The sequence below is a fragment of the Rikenella microfusus DSM 15922 genome (assembly GCF_000427365.1).
Classification (GTDB): Bacteria; Bacteroidota; Bacteroidia; order Bacteroidales; family Rikenellaceae; genus Rikenella; species Rikenella microfusus.
Genome location: NZ_KE386488.1, coordinates 2,188,069 through 2,212,538, shown reverse-complemented (window position 1 = coordinate 2,212,538; position 24,470 = coordinate 2,188,069). Strand labels below are relative to the sequence as shown.

At 59.5% G+C, this 24,470-nt stretch carries 18 protein-coding genes; 10 read left to right on the top strand and 8 right to left on the bottom strand.

Annotation, left to right across the window (positions count from 1 at the left end; translation table 11 throughout):
* Positions 1-330 precede the first annotated feature (330 nt).
* Positions 331-1,575, bottom strand: coding sequence for an ABC transporter permease (locus tag RIKMI_RS0110160; RefSeq protein ID WP_027291519.1), 1,245 nt, complete (start codon positions 1,573-1,575; stop codon positions 331-333).
* Between the two features lie 73 nt (positions 1,576-1,648).
* Here RIKMI_RS0110160 and glmM point away from each other — a divergent pair, with 73 nt between their 5' ends.
* Both glmM and RIKMI_RS0110150 read left to right on the top strand, forming a co-directional pair.
* Complete coding sequence (gene glmM, locus RIKMI_RS0110155; RefSeq protein ID WP_027291518.1) at positions 1,649-3,037, top strand: phosphoglucosamine mutase; 1,389 nt, start codon at positions 1,649-1,651, stop codon at positions 3,035-3,037.
* 242 nt (positions 3,038-3,279) lie between these two features.
* Complete coding sequence (locus RIKMI_RS0110150) at positions 3,280-6,159, top strand: glycoside hydrolase family 3 N-terminal domain-containing protein (RefSeq protein ID WP_084135260.1); 2,880 nt, start codon at positions 3,280-3,282, stop codon at positions 6,157-6,159.
* 1,207 nt (positions 6,160-7,366) lie between these two features.
* Here the strand turns inward: RIKMI_RS0110150 and RIKMI_RS0110145 are convergent.
* From RIKMI_RS0110145 to RIKMI_RS13865, 4 genes are all read right to left on the bottom strand, one after another.
* Positions 7,367-7,897 (bottom strand): GNAT family N-acetyltransferase, encoded by a 531-nt coding sequence (locus RIKMI_RS0110145; RefSeq protein ID WP_027291516.1) that lies wholly within the window; start codon positions 7,895-7,897, stop codon positions 7,367-7,369.
* Positions 7,898-7,901: 4 nt separating this feature from the next.
* The gene (prmA, locus tag RIKMI_RS0110140) at positions 7,902-8,759 is read right to left on the bottom strand and encodes a 50S ribosomal protein L11 methyltransferase (RefSeq protein ID WP_027291515.1); all 858 of its coding nucleotides are present in this window, start codon (positions 8,757-8,759) and stop codon (positions 7,902-7,904) included.
* Between the two features lie 124 nt (positions 8,760-8,883).
* The gene (locus RIKMI_RS0110135) at positions 8,884-10,179 is read right to left on the bottom strand and encodes a S28 family serine protease (RefSeq protein WP_027291514.1); all 1,296 of its coding nucleotides are present in this window, start codon (positions 10,177-10,179) and stop codon (positions 8,884-8,886) included.
* A 10-nt stretch (positions 10,180-10,189) separates the two neighbouring features.
* The gene (locus RIKMI_RS13865) at positions 10,190-11,335 is read right to left on the bottom strand and encodes a glycosyltransferase (protein WP_037291845.1); all 1,146 of its coding nucleotides are present in this window, start codon (positions 11,333-11,335) and stop codon (positions 10,190-10,192) included.
* A 104-nt stretch (positions 11,336-11,439) separates the two neighbouring features.
* Here RIKMI_RS13865 and RIKMI_RS0110125 point away from each other — a divergent pair, with 104 nt between their 5' ends.
* From RIKMI_RS0110125 to RIKMI_RS15290, 5 genes are all read left to right on the top strand, one after another.
* A complete protein-coding gene (locus RIKMI_RS0110125) occupies positions 11,440-13,110 on the top strand; it encodes a formate--tetrahydrofolate ligase (RefSeq protein WP_027291513.1) in 1,671 nt (556 codons plus the stop codon).
* A 127-nt stretch (positions 13,111-13,237) separates the two neighbouring features.
* Positions 13,238-14,314 (top strand): metallophosphoesterase, encoded by a 1,077-nt coding sequence (locus RIKMI_RS0110120; RefSeq protein WP_027291512.1) that lies wholly within the window; start codon positions 13,238-13,240, stop codon positions 14,312-14,314.
* 5 nt (positions 14,315-14,319) lie between these two features.
* On the top strand, positions 14,320-14,910 hold the full coding sequence (locus tag RIKMI_RS0110115; protein ID WP_027291511.1) for a hypothetical protein: 591 nt from the start codon (positions 14,320-14,322) through the stop codon (positions 14,908-14,910).
* Positions 14,907-16,091: a PP2C family protein-serine/threonine phosphatase gene (locus tag RIKMI_RS0110110; protein ID WP_027291510.1), complete on the top strand. Its 1,185-nt coding sequence runs from the start codon at positions 14,907-14,909 to the stop codon at positions 16,089-16,091. The genes RIKMI_RS0110115 and RIKMI_RS0110110 overlap by 4 nt, the downstream gene beginning before the upstream one ends.
* 291 nt (positions 16,092-16,382) lie before the next feature.
* A complete protein-coding gene (locus RIKMI_RS15290) occupies positions 16,383-16,514 on the top strand; it encodes a hypothetical protein (protein ID WP_336433351.1) in 132 nt (43 codons plus the stop codon).
* 66 nt (positions 16,515-16,580) lie between these two features.
* On the opposite strand, the gene RIKMI_RS0110095 is transcribed toward RIKMI_RS15290, so the two are convergent.
* The 3 genes from RIKMI_RS0110095 to aroQ all read right to left on the bottom strand — a co-directional run bounded on the left by RIKMI_RS0110095 (position 16,581) and on the right by aroQ (position 19,644).
* Positions 16,581-16,826 carry a GlsB/YeaQ/YmgE family stress response membrane protein gene (locus tag RIKMI_RS0110095; protein ID WP_027291509.1) on the bottom strand — a complete coding sequence of 82 codons (246 nt, stop codon included), beginning with the start codon at positions 16,824-16,826 and terminating at the stop codon, positions 16,581-16,583.
* A 435-nt stretch (positions 16,827-17,261) separates the two neighbouring features.
* Positions 17,262-18,695 (bottom strand): pyruvate kinase, encoded by a 1,434-nt coding sequence (gene pyk, locus RIKMI_RS0110085; protein ID WP_027291508.1) that lies wholly within the window; start codon positions 18,693-18,695, stop codon positions 17,262-17,264.
* Positions 18,696-19,215: 520 nt separating this feature from the next.
* Complete coding sequence (aroQ, locus tag RIKMI_RS0110080; protein WP_027291507.1) at positions 19,216-19,644, bottom strand: type II 3-dehydroquinate dehydratase; 429 nt, start codon at positions 19,642-19,644, stop codon at positions 19,216-19,218.
* Between the two features lie 111 nt (positions 19,645-19,755).
* Between aroQ and xerD the strand changes: the two genes are divergently transcribed.
* The 3 genes from xerD to ilvB all read left to right on the top strand — a co-directional run bounded on the left by xerD (position 19,756) and on the right by ilvB (position 24,455).
* Positions 19,756-20,730 carry a site-specific tyrosine recombinase XerD gene (gene xerD / locus RIKMI_RS13855; RefSeq protein ID WP_051214582.1) on the top strand — a complete coding sequence of 325 codons (975 nt, stop codon included), beginning with the start codon at positions 19,756-19,758 and terminating at the stop codon, positions 20,728-20,730.
* Between the two features lie 118 nt (positions 20,731-20,848).
* A complete protein-coding gene (ilvD, locus tag RIKMI_RS0110070; RefSeq protein WP_027291506.1) occupies positions 20,849-22,672 on the top strand; it encodes a dihydroxy-acid dehydratase in 1,824 nt (607 codons plus the stop codon).
* Between the two features lie 55 nt (positions 22,673-22,727).
* Positions 22,728-24,455, top strand: coding sequence for a biosynthetic-type acetolactate synthase large subunit (ilvB, locus tag RIKMI_RS0110065; RefSeq protein WP_037291841.1), 1,728 nt, complete (start codon positions 22,728-22,730; stop codon positions 24,453-24,455).
* Positions 24,456-24,470: the final 15 nt, after the last annotated feature.

Below are 24,470 nucleotides of genomic sequence, written 5' to 3'. Positions count from 1 at the left end.
AAAAACAAACACCTGTCGGCGAAAGACATACAATTAACCCTAAGGTTATTCGTAAAGGTACCGCGATAGCGGGCGGGCCGGACGCCTCCCCACGGGAGGTCCGGTGCCGCTCGGCACTCGAGCCGGGCTGTAACTACCCGAGACTTCCCGGGCGTCCGACCGTGGAAATAACCGTACGTTTGTTTGCCAATGGCCGCAGCCTACGGGGAACGGGAACGAGCATGGCGAGCGAGCCTCCGCTGCGGGAGGCTGCGGCCCGCGCGGCCTAAAGGCCGCAAGCCGATATTGACATCTCGATTTTAACCGAGTCGGGAAGTCGTATTCTAACGCCTATTCGTACCTCAGCGCCTCGACCGGGTCCAGCGAAGCGGCCCTGCGTGCCGGTAGGTAACCGGAACCGACGCCGACGATCAGGCATAGGGCCACTCCCACCAGAATCCACAGCCAGGGCACTACGAACATTCCGCCCGTCAGCACCGAAATCAAGTTACCGCATACGATTCCCAGCACGATGCCGCAAATACCCCCCAGCTGGCTAATAACGATCGATTCGAGCAGGAACTGCTCCCGAATCATCCGCGGCTTCGCTCCCAAAGCCATCCGCGTGCCGATCTCCCTCGTACGCTCGCTGACCGAAACCAGCATGATGTTCATCAGTCCCACCGCCGCGCCCAGCAGCGTAATCAGCCCCACCAACGAAGCCACCAGCGTGACCGTAGCCATATTGTCCGCCAGCATCGCCGCCAGCGAATCGCTGCGTTCTACGGTGAAATCCGACTCGTCCGCCGCCGACAGCCGGCGGATCGTTCGGAACAACCCTTCCGCCTCGCTGACCGCCGTTTCCAACAGCCTCGGATCGTCCGGAATCACCGAAATCACCGTACTGACCCGCATGTTCGGGAACGCCGCCCGTGCCGTAGTAATAGGAATGACAAGCCGTAAGTCGTCGTTGCGCCCCATGCCCATGCCGCTGCCTTTCGGGGCCAGCACCCCCACCACTTCGTATTGTCCGCCGGCGATGTTGATCGTTTTTCCCAGCGGCGAATCGCCCGAAGGGAACAACAAATCGGCCACTCCGTAACCGATGACAGCCACGCGGGCGCCCGTCTCGGCTTCGCGTCGCGAGAAGTTGCGCCCCGAGGCGATCTCCAGGCTGCTGTTCCGCAGTCCGTTTTCATCCATGCCCCACAGCCATAGGTTCGGATTGCTCTTTTCGGAGCGGTATTTGGCCGTCACTCCGCCGCTGATATTCATCGTCAAGGCTACCGACGACGGAATGGAAAACCGTTCCCGAAACTCCCGCGCCTGGTCGTAACCGATGAAATTGTCATTGCGGTTGCGCCCCCAGCCCATGCCGTACAGACTCTGGTTCTGGATCGAGAAGCCGCCCGCCCCGAGCGACGCGAACGATTCGGTGATGCTCGCCTTGATCGACTCGATGGCCGTCACGATCCCCACCAGCGACATAATGCCGATGGCTATGATCGCCATCGTAAGGATCGACCGCAGGCGGTTGCTCAGGATCGAGGCGAACGAAAGGCGTATGTTTTCGCGGAAAAATGTACCGAATTTCATCAGGAACGGGATAAAACTCCGGCTAAATTAGTAACTTGCCGTCTAATTCGAAAATATAAACGAACTAACTACCATGACTCTGATCAAATCCATTTCAGGCATCCGGGGCACCATCGGGGGCACGCCGGGCGACGCGCTGACGCCGATCGACCTGGTGAAATTCACGGCATCGTACAGCCAGTGGCTCAAGGAAACCGTTGCGGCGGACGGGCGCAGGCTGCGCGTAGTGGTGGGCCGCGACGCACGCCTCTCCGGGCAGATGGTCTCGGACATCGTGGAAGGTACCCTGATGGCCAGCGGCGTGGACGTGATCGCCATCGGACTGGCCACCACGCCGACCACCGAAATGGCCGTAACGGGACACGGAGCGGACGGCGGGATCATCCTCACGGCCAGCCATAACCCTAAACAGTGGAACGCCCTGAAACTGCTCAACGCCAAAGGCGAATTCCTCAACGCCGCCGAAGGGCAGCGGGTACTCGAAATCGCCGATACCGAGGCATACACCTTCCCGGAAATCGACGGCATCGGCAGCGTGATCGTGCGGGAATCGTACGACAAACAACATATCGACGCCGTGCTGGCGCTTCCGTTGGTGGACGTCGAAGCCGTGCGGCAGGCGAAATTCAAGGTGGTCGTGGACGCAGTCAATTCGGTCGGCGGAATCGTCATGCCGGCTCTTCTGAAAGCGATGGGCGTCGAAGTCGTCGAGCTGAACTGCACCCCGGACGGTAAGTTCGCCCACAATCCGGAGCCGATTCCGGAACATCTGACCGAAATTTCGGCGCTCGTCCCGGCATCGGGAGCGGATCTGGGCGTAGTGGTCGATCCGGACGTGGACCGGCTGGCCCTGATCAACGAAGACGGGACGATGTTCGGCGAAGAATACACGCTGGTGGCCGTAGCGGACTACGTGCTGTCGAAGACGCCCGGCAACACGGTATCGAACCTCAGCTCCTCCCGCGCGCTGGCAGACGTTACGGCTCGATACGGCGGTTCGTACGCAGCCGCGGCCGTGGGCGAGGTGAACGTCGTGGCGAAAATGCGCGAAACGGATGCCGTCATCGGCGGCGAAGGCAACGGAGGCGTGATTTATCCGGCCCTACACAGCGGCCGCGACGCGTTGGTGGGGGTTGCCCTGCTGCTGACCTACCTGGCCAAGACGGGCAAGAAACTGTCGGAACTCAAGGCGACCTATCCGGCCTATTACATTTCGAAAAACCGGATCGACCTGGTGTCGGGAACGGACGTGGACGGTATCCTGGCCAGGATGAAAGCCAAATACGCTTCGGAGAAGGTGAACGACATCGACGGGGTGAAGATCGATTTCCCGACCGAATGGGTACACCTGCGCAAGTCGAACACCGAACCGATCATCCGCATCTATGCCGAAAGCAGGGACAAAGCGTCGGCCGAGGCGTTGGCGAACCGCATCATCGCCGACATCAAAAGCCTGTTGTAAAAAAGGACCTTATTCCATGGAACGTATCCGTTTCCCCGATTCGGCTGGGGAAACGGATATTTTTTGAGCAAGTATAGTACGACCTTGCCCGAACCGGGCGGCACTTCCCGGACCGTCTCTCCCATACCGACGGCGAACGGTAGTCAGGCGGCCCGTTTCCGGCTCGGAACAGCGGAGACGGATTTCGGGACGAAATGAGTACATTTGCGCTGCTACTAACACCAAATCATATTTATCATTCGATGGCAAAACAGACCATTCTGCTGCCGGCTCTGGCAGCCCTTTGTCTGGCAGGGAACGCTGCCGCCCAGGGTTTCGGCAAAGCCGGCGAACCGGTGATCCGTTCCGAATACCGTCCCAAAGGCGACATGTACCGCGACGGTTGGATCGACTTCAACAAAAACGGGAAAAAAGACATTTTCGAAGACCCGGCACAACCGGTGGACAAACGCGTCGAAGACCTGCTCTCGCAGATGAACCTCGACGAAAAAACCGCCCAGATGGCTACCCTGTACGGCTACGGACGGGTATTGACCGACCGGCTTCCCACCCCGGAGTGGAAAACCGACCGTATCTGGAAAGACGGTATCGGGGCGATCGACGAACACCTGAACGGTTATCCGCGCGGCGGCCGGAACTCCCCCGACAAGAACCCCTGGGTATGGCCCGCGTCGAACCATGCGTGGGCGCTCAACGAAGTGCAGCGCTTTTTCGTCGAAAATACCCGGCTCGGCATTCCGGTCGATTTCACGAACGAGGGGTTGCGCGGCGTAGAGAGCTACCGGGCTACCAATTTCCCGACCCAGTTGGGCGTGGGGCACACGTGGAACCGCGATCTGGTCTATAAAATGGGCGAGATCGAAGGGCGCGAAGCCAAAGCGCTGGGTTATACCAATATCTATGCCCCGATTCTCGACGTGGGACGCGACCAGCGCTGGGGCCGTTACGAGGAGGTGTACGGCGAATCGCCCTATCTGGTGGCCGAGTTGGGGATACAGATGGTGCGCGGCATTCAGGACCAGGGCGTGGCGGCCACTTCCAAACACTTCGTGGGATACAGCAACGGCAAAGGCGCGCGCGAAGGCATGGCGCGGAACAATCCGCAAATGTCGCTGCGCGAGATGGAGCAGATCCACGTCTATCCTTTCGGACGGGTGATCCGCGAAGCCGGGCTGCTGGGCATCATGAGTTCCTACAACGATTTCGACGGGGAACCGATTCAGGGAAGCCGCCACTGGCTGACCGAAGTGCTGCGCGGGCGGTACGGTTTCCGGGGCTACGTCGTATCGGACAGCGATGCCGTGGAGTACCTGTACAGCAAGCATTTCACGGCGGCGGACATGAAAGAGGCCGTCCGTCAGGCGGTCGAAGCGGGACTGAACGTGCGCTGTACGTTCCGCTCGCCCGATTCGTTCATCGTGCCGCTGCGCGAGCTGGTGAAAGAGGGCGCTTTGAGCGAAGAGGTGATCGACGACCGCGTGCGGGACATCCTGCGGGTGAAGTTCCTGTGCGGACTGTTCGACAATCCGTACAAAAACGACCTGAAAGCCGCCGATGCCGAAGTGTGCAGCGAGGCCAACGAAGCGGTGGCCAAACAGATTTCGCTGGAATCCATCGTTTTACTGAAAAACGAGTCGCATACGCTTCCTTTGAACCGCGACAGCGTGCACCGTATCGCGGTGATCGGGCCGAACGCGGCGGCGACCGATTTCGTGACGGCGCGTTACGGCCCCAATGCCGTAGAGCCGGTGAGCGTTCTGGACGGCATCCGTGCGGCGGCCGGGGATGCCGAGGTCGTCTATGCGAAAGGGTGCGAACTGGTGGACGACAACTGGCCGGATTCGGAACTGATGGACTATCCGCTGACGCAGCAGGAGAAAGATAGTATCGCGCGGGCATATGAGACGGCGGCCGGAGCCGATGCGGTGGTACTGGTGCTCGGCGGAGGCACGCGCACCTGCGGCGAGAACAAGTCTCGGTCGAGCCTCGACCTGCCGGGCCGCCAGCAACAGTTGCTGGAAGCGATCACACCGCTGAAAGAGCAGGGGAAAAAGGTGATTCTGGTCCTGATCAACGGCCGGCCGCTTTCCATTAACTGGGCGGACAAGTACGTGCCGGCGATCGTCGAAGCATGGTATCCGGGTCGGCACGGCGGTACGGCGGTGGCCGAGGTATTGTTCGGGGACTACAATCCGGGCGGCAAGCTGACGGTAACATTCCCGCGCAGCGTGGGGCAGATTCCCTTCAATTTCCCGACGCTGCCGTCGGCTCAGAGCGATTCATGGGGAGCCAACGGGCCGCGCAGCCACCGGGCACGGGTGAACGGAGCTCTCTATCCGTTCGGCTTCGGGCTGAGCTATACGACGTTCGCATACAGCGATTTGCAACTTTCGGATACGGTGATTACGCCGCATCAGGGGCTGACGGTTTCGTGCACGGTGACCAATACGGGCACTCGTGCAGGGGACGAGGTGGTTCAGCTCTACCTGCACGACAGGATCGCTTCGGTGATGGCTTATGAAAAAGTGTTACGCGGTTTCGAACGCGTACATCTGGCGCCGGGCGAGAGCAAACGAGTGGAATTCCGGCTCCTGCCGCGCGATCTGGAGATTTTGGATCTGAATTACAAGTGGACGGTCGAGCCGGGAGATTTCACGGTGATGGTCGGGGCTTCGTCCGAGGATATGAAGCTCAAACGCGACTTTACGGTGGTGGAGGCGGGACGTCTGCTGGAGATGCGTGCGAGCGAGCGGAAAGGCTCGCTTGCAGCGAAAGTGTCGGCCAGCATTGCCGACGATAAAGCGGCTAACACGGTGGACGGGAATCTGAATACCGTATGGGAGGGTACCAAAAACCAGTATATTACCTACGAGCTGCGCAGCGGGGCGAAGCCGACTTCGATCGGGATCGCCTGGGACGAGGGCGCTCCGGTGGAGTTCGAGATCCAGCTTTCGAGCGGCGGCGGTCTCTTCATTCCGGTATGGAAGGGGAAAAGCCGTCTGAACAACGGCTCGATGGAGACTTATTCGTTCGACGGGGCTACGTCGAGCGACCTGCGTATCGTGATCCTCAGCGACAAGGGACGTATCAAGGAGGTGAAACTGGACGTATCAAGGAGGTGAAACTGGACGAACTTTAAGTCTGTCGTCATTGAAAAATCCGGCGGGGCATCCTATTTAAGGATGCCCCGCTTTTCGATAAAAGGCAGATAAGCATTTGCGCTTTACCCACGCTATGCGACCATCGGGTAGTTCCGCAGCCCGATCGAATTAACCGTATGTCTTTCGCCGACGGACGTTTGTTCTTTCTCCGTCCGCTCATACCGCGGGGGCACCGGCTTCTCCGGACGCCTTATGTCGGCGGGGCACTTACTTTTTTACGCGACCAAAAAAGAAGGCAAAAAACTCGCCGGGAATGCGATTCCCCGTTCCCGACTCCCGTCGGAACGGAAAATCGCACATTCCCGGGTTTGCAGCCTTTACCCGCACTTTGATGCCAATGTAAGAAACCGGGAGTACTTCTTTAAACCTACGATTATCTTTCATTCGGGTCGGACGCCCGGGAGCGACCGCATCGAGCTGCGCGAGAGTTGCGGGCCTCCCGTGGGGAGGCGTCCGGCCCGCCCGCTAACGCGGATTCTTCACAAAGAACCGTACGGTTAATTGTCCGCGTAGCGGTCAGCCCGAACCGACGCAGCAGCCGAGAGCCATCGGGCTTGCACGAATGGCCGAGGAGCCAGGAGGGAGCCGGAACGGCAACCCACCCCCGGCAAAGGGCTGCAACCTGCGGTCTTGCTTTCGCTGGCTCCGGTCATAGAATTAATTGTACAATTAAATGGCAGGGGCTTACTTTGCGGCCTTTAGGCCGTGCGGGCCGCAACTTCCCGCAGCGGAGGCCCGATGCCGCTTGGCACTCGATCCGGCCTGTAAGTACCCTATTCCCCGTAGGCTGCGTCCTTGGGCAAAGAAACGTACGGTTTATTACAATGTTCTCCTTTAGTCAGGCCGGAGCCAGCGGAGGCCCAACGAGCTTTGCAAGTTGCAGGCCTTCGCCGGGGGTGGCTCCGGCCTGACCGCTAACGCGGAAATTTATTCTTAACCGTAGGTTTAAAAATACTTCCGGCTTCTTATATTGGTATCGAAACAGGGGCGGAGACTGCTGGCCCGGGAATGTGCGATTTCCCGATCCGACGGGAGTCGGGAGCGGGGAATCGCATTCCCGGCGACTTCTTTGCTTTCTTTCTTGGTCGCGCAAGAAAGAAAGTGCCTCCGCGGCATGAGCGGGCGAAGAAAGAACAAACGCCCGTCGGCGGCAGACATACATTTAAACCTACCATTTCCGGAACAGTTGCACGAAACGGGCATCTTCGTACGTACCGTCATGGCGGCGAACCCATTCCCGACGCACCGTATCGCCGGTAAAGCCCGCTTTTGCGAACAAACCGAGGCTCGCCGTATTGGAAACCGGAATATCGGCCCACAACTGCCGCAGCTCCAGATATCCGAAAGCATACTCCGCCACTATTTTCAACGCCGAAAAAGCATATCCCTTCCTACGCATATCCGGTTCATAAACCAGCACCCCTACTCCCGCCCGCCGGTTCAGCGGGTCGAAAGCGAACAGATCGACACAGCCGACCGCCTCCGGCCAAGACAACGGTTCGATCACCAACCGGAGCTGCCGCGCATGATATATGTCGAGCGAAGCATCGGCGATGAAATCCCTCAACACCGCCCGGGAAAACGGACGCGTAACATCGCCGAACGTCCACAGCGACGTATCGTTCTCCCAACGGTACATCGCCTCGCAATCGTCCGGCTCCATGGCCCGCAGCCGGATACGGTCATCCTGCAACAACACCCGACTACGCTTTCTGGAAAGTAATCTGCGCCCAGCCGTCACGGGTATTCACGGCCGTCTGTTCCAGCCCCTGTTTCCGCGCCCGGCCGATCACCGTATCCACGTCCAATTCCAGAATCCCGCTGACCAGCAACAGACCTCCCCTGCGCAAAGCGGCGGCATACTCGGCCATATCCGCCAACAGGATATTCCGATTGATATTAGCCAGGATATAGTCGTACACCTTGCCTTTGATGGCCGACACATCGCCGAGAACGGGACATACGACCGTCTGCACGCCGTTGGCCTGTATGTTTTCGAGGCAATTTTCATATGCCCATTCGTCGATGTCCACCGCATCCGCCACCACGGCGCCGCGCCGCGCCGCCAGTATCGCCAGGATACCCGTCCCGCTGCCCATATCCAGCACCGACGCTCCGCCGAAGTCCAACGCCAGCATCTGCTCGGCCATCAGATAGGTCGTGGCATGATGGCCCGTGCCGAACGACATCTTCGGCATGATGACGATCTCGTATTCCGCCCCTTTCGCCGGATGGAACGGGGCGCGGATATAACAGGAGCCGCCCATGATCTCGATCGGTTCGAAATGCGACTCCCACTCGGCGTTCCAATTCTGCGGCTCGATCTCCTGCCGCTCGTAGGGATGTCCTTCGTTGTACAGGAAATTTTGAATGCGGGTATGATTCGCACCCTCGGCCTCCGCGGCGGCCGGAACATAACACTTTACGCTCCCGGCGCCCGGCATAAAGCCGTCGGGCAGGTAATCCGAAAAGCTCTCGAAACCCATATCGGCCAATTCGGCCACTACGATCTCCCCCACCTCGGGGTTCGGTACGTTGATGTTATATTCGATGTAGTTCATATCTTTATCTTATCGATTAACGCTAAAGAATCACCGTATCTCCGCACCTGCGCGGGTCGGGGCCCGCGCAGGCGCGATCCTCCGAACATCAAGCTCGGAAACGAATCTAAACACATCAGGCCTTTTAAATCCCGAAAAGCCAGCCTTCGATCGTTTTCCATATCTGGTTCTGCACTTCGTCGCTCTGCGTCTTGATACGCGCGCGGTGGCTGCCTCCGGGTTCGACGATCAGCTTCATATTCTGCTTGCCGTCGAACGCCGTCGTATCGAGCATCGCCGCGCTCCACGGGTCGTTCTGTCCGTATATGCAGATCACCTTCGGGTCGTTGGTCTTGTAGAAAGCGGTTATTTTCCGGGAGAGCGCGTCGCTGAACCGGATTCGCCGGGCATCGTCCGGCAACAGGATGCGCGGCAGGTAACCTTTGGCGTTTTTGATCGAAAGCAACCCCTCGAACGGAGCCGTATCGTACCCGTAATACCCCAGTTCGCGCTGGGCCTGCACGAAGAACGACGGTTCCTCGCTGACGGCGAAATAATCCGGCGAGACAGTCGCCGTCAGATGGTCGAGCAGCTCCTGATGCGGCGAGTCCGAAGCGGGAATCACGCTCACGGCCGTACCCCACTGCCAGATGGAAAAAGGATATTCCAGCACGCACAGATCGAACACCTCGTCGATATTCGTGCGGAACTCGTAACCTTTCGATTTGCAATACTCGTCGAACAGCGGCACCAGCTCTTTGCGCCGTTTCAGCACTTCGGTCTGGAATTCGCGGATCGCCGCCCGTTCTTCGGCCGTCCCGACCCGTTCAAGAAACGGCTCGTGCCGGCCGTCCTCGACCCCGAAACAAATCGGCCCCACGTAAGCCACCGTCACGTCCACGTCCTGCGGATAGTACATCCGGTAGATCAGCGAATTTTCGCCCCCCTTGCTGACCCCCGTGCCGACCCACTTTTCCGGATAGACCGCCGCGAGCGCCTGCCGCACGGCATGCAGGTCGGCAGCCGCGTTTTCGGCGTTCAGGTAATCCCAGTTGCGCGGCGAAGGCGTCGATTCCCCGAAATAACGGTGCTCCACGAAGATCTGGTTCGCGCCCAGTCTCGACGAAAGCTCCTCCCGGTAACGCGGATTCAGCGCCCGCGCTCCGCCGTAGCCTTCCGTCACGATCACCGTCGGGCGGTCGAAACCGGCATGGGCCACCACGAAACGCTGTTCGAAGTGCCCTTTCGAAGGGTTCTTGTGGTCGAGCGGCTGGTCGAACATCACCACATAACGCTCCTCGAAAAAGCCTTTGTCCAGTTCCTCGACCGAAACCACCCCTTTCAGGGCGATCAGCCTGTCGTACAGCTCCGTGGCCCCGGCCACGGCCAGCCCCGCCAGCAGCAGAGCCAGGAATGAGAAAGTAAGCCTGAAGTATTTCATAAACAATCGGTTATTTTTCGATTTCCTCATACAGTCTGAAAAAAGTCCCGGTCAGGGCCTCCCACCCGAAACGTTTTTTTTCGATTCCGATACAGGCGCGGAACTCCTCCGCCTTGCGCTGATCGTAAAACCGGGCTATCGCCTCCGCGATGGCTCCGGGGTCCACATCGACGACATAGCCCGTCCGTCCGTCCGGAACGATCTCCGGCAGGCCGCCCACGCGGGTGACGACCATCGGCACGCCGAAATGGTAGGCGATCTGCGTCACTCCGCTCTGCGTCGCGCTCTTGTAGGGCTGTACCACCAGGTCGGCGGCCCCGAAATAGTGGCGCACCTCGTTTTCGTCGATATACCGGTCGTGGACGATCACCTCATCCGCCAGTCCCAACGACCGGATCAGGGTATCGTATTTCTCCTTGTTCCCGTAATATTCCCCGCCGATCAACAGTTTTTTCCCGCCGGTCTTTCCCTCCGCCCGGAGCCTCGCCCAAGCCTCCAGCAACAGGTCGAGTCCCTTGTAATCCCGGATAAAACCGAAAAAGAGGACATAATCCGTCGCCGGGTCGAGCCTCAGGGCTTCGCAGGCCTCCGCCTTGGATACCGGCGGGCCGTAAACGTCGTAAATCGGATGCGGCGTCATCGCCTTCAGCCCCCGGTAACCGAACGAATCGAGGTCGCGCCCCACCTCGTCCGACATATAGACAACCGCGTCGGTCTGCCGGAGAAAATAACCGGTCAGCGGCCGGTCGCCGGGCCGGTGCTCGTGCGGCACGATATTGTCGGCCAGAGCGACGACGCGCGTCCGGGGCGAATGGCGCCGCACGGTACGCGCGATCGTTCCCAGCGAAGGCCCCATGAAAGGCATCCAGAAACGGGGAATGAGCAGATCGGGCCGCTCGCGGGCGATCTCTCGTCCCACGGCAGGCCAGTTCAGCGGGTTCACCGAATTGATGCGCCGCTCGATGGCGACCCCCTCCGGAGCCGCCATCCGGGTATATTGCGTCCGGCCCGGAAAGAGGAACGCAGGATATTGCAGCGTGAAGCTGACGATCTTCACGTCGTGTCCTTCGCGCCCGAAAGAGGCGGCCAGTACCTCGTTGAACTTAGCGATTCCTCCCCGGTAGGGATGCGCCGGACCGAGTATGCGGATTTTCATACGATGCTCCTGTTTCTGATTTAAACCACTAATATACGAAAAAGGTATTATATTTGATTGGTCAATCTACCATGAATATTAAAATTCCAAACCATACAACCGCTATGAAGACAGATATCGAAATCGCCCGCTCGGTGCGGATGAAACCGGTCACGGAAGTGGCCCGGCAGCTGGGTATCGCCCCCGACGACCTCGAACTGTACGGAAAATACAAGGCCAAAGTGCCGCTGTCGTATATCGACCGGGAGAAACGAAAAAACGCCAAACTGATCCTCGTATCGGCCATTTCGCCCACTCCGGCCGGCGAAGGCAAGACGACGGTCTCCATCGGGCTTTCGCAGGCGCTGAACCGGATCGGCAAACGCTCGTGCGTAGTACTGCGCGAACCTTCGCTGGGGCCGGTTTTCGGGCTGAAGGGAGGAGCCACCGGAGGCGGCCTGTCGCAGGTACTCCCGATGGAGGACATCAACCTCCACTTCACGGGCGACTTCGCGGCGATCGAAAAGGCGCACAACCTGCTGGCCGCCTTGATCGACAACAACATACAAAGCAAGACCCGTTCCCTGGGGCTGGATCCCCGCACGATCTCCTGGAAACGGGTGATGGACATGAACGACCGGTCGCTGCGCCACATCGTGGCGGGTCTGGGCGGCACGGCGTCCGGAGTGCCGCGCGAGACGGGCTTCGACATTACGGCCGCCTCGGAAGTGATGGCGATCCTCTGCCTGGCCACGAGCATCGCCGACCTGAAACGGCGTCTGGGAAATATCTTCGTCGGCTTCACTTACGACAAAAAACCGGTTTACGCCCGCGACCTGCATGCGGAAGGGGCGATGGCGGCGCTGCTGAAAGACGCGATCAAACCGAACCTGGTGCAGACCCTCGAAGGGACTCCGGCGCTGATCCACGGCGGGCCGTTCGCCAACATCGCCCAAGGGACCAATACGGTGGTGGCCACCGAGATGTCGCTCTCGCTGACGGACTATACGGTGACGGAAGCAGGCTTCGGCTTCGACCTGGGGGCTGAAAAATTCCTGGACATCAAGTGCCGGGCCGCGGGCCTGTCGCCCAATGCGGTGGTGCTCGTGGCGACGGTGCGGGCGTTGAAATACCACGGAGGCCAACCGCTGAAAGAGCTGAAAACGCCGGACGTGGAAGCGCTGGAACGGGGTATCGTCAATTTGCAGAAACATATCGAGAACATCGGCCTGTTCGGTCTTTCGCCGGTGGTGGCGATCAACAAGTTCGCCACGGACAGCGACGAGGAGCTGCAATTCATCCGGGATTATTGCACGATGCGCGGAGTGCCGTGCGCGGTGGCGGACGTATGGGGACAGGGCGGCGCCGGAACCGAAGAGCTGGCCGGACTGGTGGCGGAGACGGCCGACCACTGCTGTCCGCAGTTCAAACCGCTCTACCCGCTGGACGAACCGGTGACCCGAAAAGTGGAAACGATCGCCAAAAACATATACGGGGCCGAAGCCGTCGATTATACGCCGAAAGCGAAAAACGCCCTGAAACGCATCGCCGATCTGGGACTGGACGCTCTGGCGATCTGCATGGCGAAGACGCAGAAGTCGCTGTCGGACAATCCGGCTCTGCTGGGACGGCCCAAAGATTTCGTCATTACGGTGCGCGACATCGAAATCGCCGCCGGGGCGGGATTCCTGATCCCGATCACGGGCGAAATCATGCGTATGCCGGGCCTGCCTGAAGAACCGGCGGCCGAACATATCGACATCGACGACGAAGGCAACCTTTCCGGACTTTTCTAAATCGCCCGGCGACCGTCAGCGGCCCGGCCGTCCTGAAAGACGGCCGGGCCGCTGACGGATCGGACGAGAATCGCCGGATACCCTGACCACCCGATTCTATCCACAAACAAACCGACCCAAACCGAATATGAAACTCAGATTTTTCTGTCTGGCCGCCCTGTTGTCGGGCGCGAGCCTCATGCCCGCCGACGCGCAGGTGCTGCCGCTGCGACCCAAACTCGAAAACCCGGAATCGTTTTCGATGATCCTGCTGCCCGATCCGCAGAGTTATACCAAATTCGACGCCAACCAACCCATTTTCGAACTGATGACGGCCTGGTGCGTCAATAACGCCGACTCGCTCCGGGTGAAAACCGTGATCTGCACCGGCGACCTGGTGGAACAGAACGAAACGCGCATCCCGGACGGCGTGAACGGCAACCAGACCAGCGAGGAGCAATGGCGTGCCGCTTCGCGCGCTTTCGAACGCCTCGACAACCGGCTGCCTTACGTGCTCTGTACGGGTAACCACGACTACGGCTACTACCGTTCGGAAAACCGGATGAGCCGGTTCCCGGACTACTTCCCCAGCGAACGCAACCCGCTGTGGCGCAAGTCGCTCGTCTCGACCGGACTGAACTACAAAGGGATCCCCACGCTGGAAAACGCCGCTTACGAGTTCGAAAGCGACACCTGGGGAAAACTGCTGGTCGTATCGCTGGAATTCGCCCCCCGCGACGAGGCCATCAAGTGGGCCAAAGAGCTGGTCGCGCAACCGAAATACAAGGACTCCAAAGTAATCCTGCTGACCCATTCTTACCTGTCGTGGACAGGCAGGCACATCGAGAAAGAAAATTACCTGATTTCGCCGGCCAATTACGGGAAAGCCATCTTCGAAAAACTGGTCGTCCCGTCTCCCAACATCCGGCTGGTGCTGTGCGGCCACGAATGCGAAATCAGCGATTACGAGGGCAATGTCAGCTTCCGCACCGACCGCAATGCGGCGGGCCGGACGGTCGCCCAGATGATGTTCAACGCCCAGACGGCCGATAACCAGTGGCACGGAAACGGCGGAGACGGATGGTTGCGCATCCTCGAATTCATGCCCGACGGAAAGACGATCAAAGTCCGCACCTTCTCGCCCCTGCTGGCCGTTTCGGCCCTGTCCTGCGACAAGGCATGGCGCACGGCCCCTTACGACCAGTTCGACATCGTTCTCGATTGACGCATATGGCATCCCAGGAAGAACTGCTCGGCCGCATCGAACGGCTCGAAGCCGAAAACCGCCGACTGCGCGAACGCGAAAAAGACAGCATCGAAACGCTGCATACGCTGGTCCGCAAACTACCCTCCCCCTCGGCCGCGATCGGAGCCGGGGCCGGAATCCTGCTCGCCAACGAACCTTTCGTCCGGGCAGGCGGCTACAAAGCCGCCCAGCGGGCCGAAAACGCCCCCTCCCTGGCCGGAGTGCCGTTAAGGGACATACTGCCGGACGAACTCTGCGCCCTGGCGGAAACCGTCCATGCGTCGGGCGAAGACACAGAACGGGAAGACATCGTCTGGAACGGTACGCCTTACACCTTTTCGGCCTATAACATTCGGCGCGGGGAACTGACCATCGTGCTGCTGAGAAATCTGGCCGATCCCGACATCCGCGTCGAGGAGCTGACGGCACGGTTGCAGCAGACGGCCGACCGCAGCATCCGGATGATCCAGCAGGTCGCTTTCCTGCTGGGCGAAGAGGTATCGGAAAACGCGAAGAGCATCGGGTCGGTGATTCGGGCATTGAAAGTCGCACCTGAAAACGGACAACGGCGATGAATACCTCCGGCCTTTTCGTGGAAACGGTCTGTAAACAGGCCTGCTGCGGCAACGAAGCCCCGTGCGGCGACAGTTTCCTGCAACGGCAGTTTCCGGCCCACGGCCATACGGTACTGGTACTCTCCGACGGGATGGGCCACGGCGTCAAGGCCCACCTGCTATCGACGCTGACCGCTTCGATCTTCATGGGGATGGCCGGCGCGCCGCAATCCATCGAGGAGACGGCGCGTACCGTGATGCAAACCCTGCCGGTATGCAGTATCCGGAAAATCAGTTATTCCACGTTTACCATCGTGGATATCGACCACCGCAGCGGCATCGTCCGCCTGATCGAATACGACAATCCGCAGGCTTTCGTATTCCGGGGAGGCGAGCCGCTGGAGATCGGGCGCAAGGCTCACCCCTACAGCCACCCGCAAACGGGCCGCACGCAGACTTTCCATACCGGCAGTTTCGCCATGCGCCGCGGCGACCGCATCGTGCTGACGACCGACGGCGTGACGCAGAGCGGCCTGGGCACCGACCGGTATCCGTTCGGCTGGGGCCGGGACAATGTCGCAGCGTACCTCGGCGAATTGCTGCGCGGCGATCCGTCCGTTTCGCCGTCCGCCCTGGCCGGACGGATACTGGACCGTGCGGTGGGCAACGACGCGGACATCCCGAAAGACGACATCAGCTGCGTGGCCGTCCACATCCGCGAACCGCGCAAAACGCTGCTGTGTTCCTGCCCGCCGTCGCTCACGTCGGACATCGCTTCGCTGGCCGAACGTATCCGGACTTTCGACGGCCGGAAGATCATCTGCGGCCACCTGCTGGCGGAGCAGATCGCGGGCTATTGGAAGACGGGGCTGCGGCGGCAACTGACTTCGACCGACCCCGAACTGCCGCCCCAGTGGGAGATCGACGGGGTGGACCTGACGACCGAAGGATTGCTCACGTTGAGCAAAGTATTGGAAATCCTGGAAAATTATGCCGAGATGCCGACAGGACGAGGCCCGGCGTACCATATTTGCGAAATACTGCTCTCTTCGGACCGGATCGAGCTGGTGGTGGGCATGCGCAAAAGCAATACCGCGGCGGCGGACAAAGAGACGCTGATCCTGCGGCGCAAGGTATTGGGAGCGATCGCCCGGACGCTGGAAACGCGTTTCGCCAAACAGGTCGTCGCCACCTATTTATAAGTCTGTTTTTCTTCTCAGGCATGTGGAAATGGTATGCCATACTCCCGGCCCTGTTCGCCGCCCTGACCGCCATACTGTTCAAAGTCGGAGCGCGAAGCGTGAATTCGAATCTCGCACAGCCGTGCGTACCGCCGTGATTCTGCTGATTACGTGGGAGATCGTCATTTTCTCCGGTCACTTCCACGAAGCCAGAACACTGTCCGGACACAACCTGCTCTTTTTGGTGCTGTCGGGAATCGCCACGGGGCTTTCCTGGCTCTTCTATTTTAAAGCACTACAGCCTCCAAAGTCGTGCCGAGCGACAAACTCAGCGTGACGTTCACCATACTGTTAGGGATTGTCGTCCTCGGCGAACCGGCCGACCCGAAAACGTTAATCGGCGGATTGATGGTCCTTGCGGGTTCCATTCTGATTATGCTTTAAAAGGACGAGGCGAGCGTCCCGAAATAATTCCGGGACGCTCGCCTCGTTTTACATATCGCTGACGGATCAGTTTTTCTTCCGTACCAATGCGGCGAGCCACAGCAGAATGATCGCTCCGACCAGCGCCGTCAAAAGGCTGCCGAAAGTCCCGACGGGAATCAGGCCGAACAGGCTGAAAAGCCATCCGCCGAGAACGCCGCCGAGAATACCGATAATGATATTGACGATAAATCCGGAACCGCTGCCTTTCACGATCAGGCTGGCCAGCCAGCCGACTACCAGGCCGATCAATATAAACCAAACGAAATACATAAGACGATAATTTTAAAGATTCGACATTCGCTTTTACTATAGCACATAACGACAACAACCGTGCCGTATCCGATCAATCGTCCGATTTTTCACGGCCCGCTGTACGGAACCGTTCTCCTGGTGAACAACCGATGCCGTCACCGCACCCAAAGGCCGCTTGCCGACTACGGTGAGCGGCGAGGAAGAAACCGCTTCGCGGTTCGCGGTAAGACTTCCGCAGACGCCGCGCATCCTGAAGCTGTCGAAAGATTCCGGTCTTTAGGTACGAAAAACGGCTGCCGCTTTATGTAGCAATTACATCAGCGGCAGCCATTTCCGTATCCCAAGAAGTTCCGGCGAACACGTCTGGATTAGCGAAGCTCCCGGAAATCTCTTCGGACCTTTTTCTTTCAAAAAGGGACAATCACACGCGGTAAGGTAACGGAATTTCGGAGTTTATTCGATCATCGCCTTATTGAGCAGGTGGATCACCTTGCTGATCTCCATGAACGACGCCCCTTTGGCGGCGCCGAACGATCCGCCCACCACGACCACCAGGTCGTCGTTGGCGATCTTGCCCTCCCGCTCCAGTATCAGCAACATCTGGTAACTGAACCGATCGTGGGCGATCGCCGGTTCCGCATATTCCGCATATACCCCGTAGGAGAGCGCCATCTCGCGCATCACATGCTTGCGGTAACAAAGGGCATAGACCGGTTTTTCGCCCCGGAAAGCCGCCAGATAACGCCCCGTGCGACCGGACAGGGTGTCGATCAGCACCGCCTTGACCGGCAGGTTGGTACATGCCCTCACCGCCGAACGGGCCAGCTGTGCCGTAATTTCGTTATTGATGCGCACCATATTGACATCGATGATCGGAGCGACCTCCTGTTCGATCGCCAGCGCGATCTTCGCCATCGCCTTCACCGCTTCCACCGGGTATTTGCCGTTAGCCGTCTCGCCGCTCAGCATGATCGCGTCCACTCGTTGGAAAATGGCGTTCGCCACGTCGCTCACTTCCGCCCGCGTCGGCCGCGGATTATTAATCATCGAATGGAGCATCTGGGTGGCGATAATCACCGGCTTTTTGCTCTCGATACACTTCTGCACGAGGTTCTTCTGTACGATCGGAATCTGCTCCGCATTCAGTTCCACGCCCAGGTCGCCGCGGGCCACCATCACCGCATAAGTGTGATCCAGTATCTCGTCGATATTGTCCACCCCCTCCTGGTTTTCGATTTTCGAGATGATTTTGATCGTGCTGTGTTCCGCGTCCAGGATTTTCTGGATGTCGAGCAGGTCTTGTTTGTGCCGCACGAACGAGTGGGCGATGAAGTCGAGGTTCATGCGAACCGCCCAGTGGATATATTCCCGGTCGCGTTCGGTCAGTGCGGGCAGGTGCAGATGCACGGCGGGAATATTGACGCTCTTGCGTCCTTTGATGACGCCGCTGTTCCTGACCCGTGCGATCAGCGCGCCGTCGATTTTGTCGGTCACTTCGAGGGCTATGTCGCCGTCGTCGATCAGCACCGCCACGCCGACGGGCACTTCGTCGAAAATATCGCGGTCGTTCAGGAAAATGCAGTCCCGCGACGACAACAGGTCGTTGTCGTCCGTCCCGCGCAGGGTGAGCAGGTCGCCTTCTTCGACGGCGATGCCTTCGTCGGTCATTCGCGTGGTACGGATCTCCGGTCCCTTGGTATCCACCAGAATGGCGATCTTCTCGGATACGGCCCGCGTGTTATTGACGATATTCGTGGCCCCTTCGAAGGACGTGTGGGCCGAATTGATGCGCACCACGTTCATCCCCGCTTCGTACAACGAACGGATAAATTCCACGTCGCAACGACGATCTGAAATGGTAGCTACTATCTTGGTCTTCTTTTCCATCTCGTTTTTATTGTTTTTTAACCGTCCGTATATTCGTACGATTCTTAACGATGCGATTCTTAAGAATCGCCGGCTTTTGCGCCCAAGCCGCTTTGCGGCTTCGGGGGCGGGCGCAAAGCCGAAAGTGTAAAACAGTTTAACCGTATGGTTAAATGTACTGTCTTTCACCGACGGGCGTTTATTCTTTTCTTACCCGCTCATGCCGCGGGGCACTTAACTTTTTTTTTGCGCGACCCAAAAAGTAAGCAAAAAAAGTCGCCGGGAATGCGATTCCCCGCTCCCGACTCCCGTCGGATCGGGAAATCGCACATTCCCGGGCCGGCAGCCTCTACCCGTACTTCGTACTTGTAAGAAGCCGGGAGTACTTTTTAAACCTACGGTTATTCATAAAATCCGGACGCCCGGGAGCGGTCGCAACTTTCGGCGCGTAGAGCGACGAATTGCGGGCCTCCCGATGGGGAGGCGTCCGGCCCGCCCGCTGACGCGGAAACTTATTTTATTGTACGAAGTAAACGGACGGTTATAAAAAGCTATATACAGCGAGCCGGTAGGATTGCATGCCGAACCCCATTACCGATCCCGCGCAGCGCGGCGCGATGAGCGACACATGGCGGAACTCCTCGCGGGCCATGATATTGGAGATATGCACCTCCACCGTTTTCAGCCCGCAGGCCGCCACCGCCCCGATCGCATCCGCGATCGCCACCGACGTGTGCGTATAGCCCCCCGCATTGAGCACCACCCCGTCGTACCTGCCCCGCGCGTCATGCAGCGCATTGATGATCTCCCCCTCCACATTCGACTGGAAATAGTCCAGCTCCGCCCGGTCGCCGAACTCCGCGATCAGCTCCGTCAGGTAATCCTCGAACGTCTGCGAACCGTAAACCTCCTTTTCTCGCAGGCCCAGCAGGTTCAGGTTAGGCCCGTTGATAATCAGCAGTTTTTTCATGATTTCTCCGATTGAAGCCCAAAAATAGTGCAATTTTGGATAACTTCGCCCGCCGTAAGCCGTTATTTTTTCATTACGGCGGCATTACGCCGAACGGCATACGAACGGGAAATGAGCGATCAGACGACAGAAAACACCTGGAGACAATCCATCGACGACTACCGGGATTACCTCCGTTTCGAACGCGGCTTGTCCGCCAACAGCATCGAAGCCTACCTGCGCGACGTGGACAGGCTCCGCGCCTTCATCCTCGAAAACGGCACCCCGAAAGAACCCGCCGCCGTCATCGCGGCCGACATAGAAGCGTTCATGGCCAGCATTTACGACAGCGGCGCCGGCGACACCACCCAGGCCCGTACCCTGAGCGGCGTGCGGAGCTTCTTCGCCTTCCTGCTCCACAGCGACCGTATCGAAACGTCGCCCACCGAACTGATCGAATCGCCCAAAATCGCCCGCAAACTGCCCGACACCCTCTCCTACGAAGAGATCCGCCGGATGATCGACGGCATCGACCTGAGCGCCCCTCTCGGACACCGCAACCGGGCCATCCTCGAAGTGCTTTATTGCTGCGGCCTGCGCGTGAGCGAACTGGTAAACCTGCGGCTGAACGACATCTTCGCGGAAGAAGGGATCGTGCGCGTCACCGGCAAAGGGAACAAACAACGGCTCGTCCCCATCGCCGACACCGCGCTCCGTCAGGTACGGCACTACCTCGACCAGCGGCGCACGATGCCCGTGGCGGCAGACTCGGCCGACATCCTGTTCCTCAACCAGCACGGCCGGAAACTGACCCGCGTGATGATCTTCACCATCATCCGCAAAAGCGCCGCAGCCGCAGGCATCGCCAAAACCGTCAGCCCCCATACCCTGCGCCACTCCTTCGCGACCCACCTGTTGCAGGGCGGCGCCGACATCCGGGCCGTGCAGGAACTCCTCGGCCACGAATCCATCCTGACCACCGAAATATACACCCATCTCGAAATGCGCGACCTGCGCAGAGCGATGGAAATGCACCCGCTGGCCCACCCCGCAACCGACGAAAACAGCATGGTGGAAACCCTCCATGAAAAACACACAAACAACTGAAAATAAAATATAAATAGAAACAAAAAACCATTTGGTTTTCGTAATCCCCCGGAACAAATCTTTGACCGGGGGATTTTTTATTTCTTCATTTGCGTGACAAAGATTGCTAACACGAAGAATGAAACCATTACGCAGCGATGTAACCACGAAAGGACGCCGGATGGCCGGCGCCCGGAGCCTCTGGCGGGCCAACGGCATGAAAGACGCCCAATTCGGACAGCCGGTAATCGGCATCGTCAATTCCTTCACGCAGTTCGTACCGGGACATACCCACCTGCATGAAATCGGCCAACAGATCAAACGCCTGATCGAAGCCGAAGGCTGCTACGCCGCCGAATTCAATACGATCGCCATCGACGACGGGATCGCCATGGGACACGGCGGAATGCTTTACTCGCTCCCCTCGCGCGAGGTGATCGCCGACTCGGTGGAATACATGTGCCAGGCCCACGGCGTGGACGCCATCGTCTGCATCTCGAACTGCGACAAAATCACCCCCGGCATGCTGATGGCCGCCATGCGGCTGAACATACCGGCCGTCTTCGTCAGCGGAGGCCCGATGGAAGCCGGCATGGTGGACGGCCAGGCCTACGACCTGATCGACGTAATGGTCAAAGGAGCGGATCCGACTATTTCGGACGAAAAACTGACCCGGATCGAACAGGGCGCCTGCCCCACCTGCGGCTCCTGTTCGGGCATGTTCACGGCCAACTCGATGAACTGCCTGACCGAAGCGCTGGGCCTGTCTCTGCCGGGCAACGGCACCGTCGTAGCTACCCACGCCAACCGGCGGAAACTGTTCGAAGCGGCAGCCAAACTGATCGTCAAAAACGCCCGCGAATACTATTTCAACGACAACGACAAAGTACTGCCGCGTTCCATCGCGACCAAACAGGCGTTTCTGAACGCCATGAGCCTGGACATCGCCATGGGCGGATCCACCAACACGGTGCTCCACCTGCTGGCCGTAGCGCAGGAAGCCGGCGTGGACTTCACGATGAAAGACATCGACACGCTGTCGCGCAAACTGCCCGTACTCTGCAAAGTGGCGCCGAACCACTCTTCGTACCACATCCAGGACGTGAACCGCGCCGGAGGCATCATGGCTATTCTCGGCATCCTGCTGCGGGCCGGACTGATCGACGGCACCGTTTCCCGCGCGGACGGCCTCGATCTGGCGCAAGCCATCGCGAAATACGACATCCACAACCTCGGCACGACGGCCGAAGCCGCGGATACCGAACGATACCTCTCCGCGCCCGGCGGTAAATTCAATATCACCCTGGGGTCGCAGCACGCGATGTACCCGGATTACGACAACGACCGCACGGCGGGCTGCATCCGCGACATCGAACACGCCTACATGAAAGACGGCGGGCTGGCCGTGCTCTACGGCAACATCGCAGCCGACGGCTGCATCGTCAAGACCGCCGGAGTGGACGCCTCGATCCTCGTTTTCGAAGGGACGGCGCGGGTCTTCGACTCGCAGGAACAAGCCAGCAAAGGGATCCTCGACGGCACGGTCAAAGCGGGCGACATGGTGGTCATCCGCTACGAAGGCCCCAAAGGAGGACCGGGGATGCAGGAGATGCTCTACCCCACCTCGTACCTCAAGACCGTGAAACTGGACAAGGCCTGCGCCCTGCTGACCGACGGACGCTTCTCCGGCGGCACTTCCGGGCTTTCCATCGGCCATTGTTCGCCCGAAGCGGCGGCCGGCGGCCTGATCGCGGCGGTCGAAGACGGGGACAAAATCCGCATCGACATCCCGAACCGCTCGATCACGCTGGCCGTGGAAGACGACATACTGGCCGGACGCATGGACCGCCTGCGCGCGAAAGGGTTCCGGCCCGACCGGGAACGAGTCGTCAGCAAGGCGCTCAGGGCGTATGCCAACATGGTCTCTTCCGCGGACAAGGGCGCCATCCGGATCGTTGAGTAACAACGCCGGAAGAGACCCTGCCACAACTCTTAACGCATCATCCAGGGGACGAATCATGAAATATACCGAAAAACAGAATATCACCGGAGCGGAAGCGTTGCTCGCATCGCTCATCAATCAGGGAGTAGAGACCGTGTTCGGCTACCCGGGCGGGAGCATTACGCCCGTTTACGACCGTCTGCAAGACTATCCCGAACTGCGCCACCTGCTGACGCGCCACGAACAGGGAGCCGTGCACGCCGCGCAAGGCTACGCGCGGGTATCCAACCGGACAGGGGTCTGCATGGCCACCTCCGGACCGGGCGCCACGAACCTGCTGACCGGCATCGCCGACGCGATGCTGGATTCCACCCCGATCGTCTGCATTTCGGCTCAGGTACCCTCCACCGCGCTGGGCACCGACTTCTTCCAGGAAGCCGACATGATCAACATGACCGTGCCGATCACCAAATGGAATTACCAGATCACCCGGTTCGAAGAGATGGTACCCACCATCGCCAAAGCCTTCTATATCGCCCGGGCCGGACGCCCCGGACCGGTCTATATCGAAGTGACCAAAGACGCCCTGCTCTCCCGCGGGGACTACAAATGGACGCCGTGCACCGGCATCCGGAGCTACAACCCCGTGCCCGCCGTCGATCCGCAGGCGGCCGCGGACGCGCTCGCCCTCATCAACGAAGCCGAACGGCCGCTGATCCTCGTGGGCAACGGTGTGAAGATCTCCGGAGCGGAAGAGGCCGTAATCCGGCTGGCCGAAGCGGGCAACATCCCGGTGGCATCGACCCTGATGGGTCTCTCGTGCATACCGAGCGACCACCCGCTTTACATCGGGATGGTCGGCATGCACGGCAACGTGGCCGGCAACCTGATGACCCAGGAAGCCGACCTGCTGATCGCCGTGGGCATGCGCTTCAGCGACCGCGTGACGGGCAACCTGAAGACCTACGCTCCGAAAGCGCGGGTGATCCACATCGAAATCGACCCGGTGGAGATCAACAAGAACGTGCGGACGGACCTGCCGATCGTTGCCGACGCGCGCGCGGCGGTGGAAGCCATCCTGGACGCCGGCCCGGTAACGAACAAACCGCGGGCAGAATGGTTCGCGAAAGCCGCCATGCACGCGGAAACGGAACAGGAAAAGGTCATCGACCGGCAACTGCGCCCGAAACGGGACGAACTGACCATGGGCGAGGCGGTAGCGGCCGTGGCGCTGGAGAGCGGCGGCGAAGCGGTCGTCGTGACCGACGTGGGGCAGCACCAGATGATGGCGGCCCGCTACTCCACCTATAAACATACCCGCAGCCTGGTCACTTCGGGCGGGCTGGGAACGATGGGCTACGGTCTGCCCGCCGCCATCGGGGCCAAAGTGGCGCTGGAGGAGAATCCGGCCACCGCAGGCCGCGACGTGGTGGTATTCCTGGGCGACGGCGGTTTCCAGATGACCATGCAGGAGCTGGGAACCATGATCCACTGGGGTATTCCGGTCAAAGTCGTGGTACTCGACAACTCGTTCCTCGGCATGGTACGCCAGTGGCAGCAGCTTTTCATGGAAAAACGCTACAACGCCACGGAACTGGTCAATCCCGATTTCGTCAAAATCGCCGAAGCCTACGGAATCCCGGCACGACGCGTCGCCCGGCGGGACGAATTGCAGGAGGCCGTACGGACGATGCTCCGGAGCGACGGCCCGTACTTCCTCGAAGTGATCGTCGGCAAGGAAGACAACGTATTCCCGATGGTTCCGGGCGGAGCCTCGCTGAACGACCTGCTCTATTGCGAATAACCCCGATTTACCGAA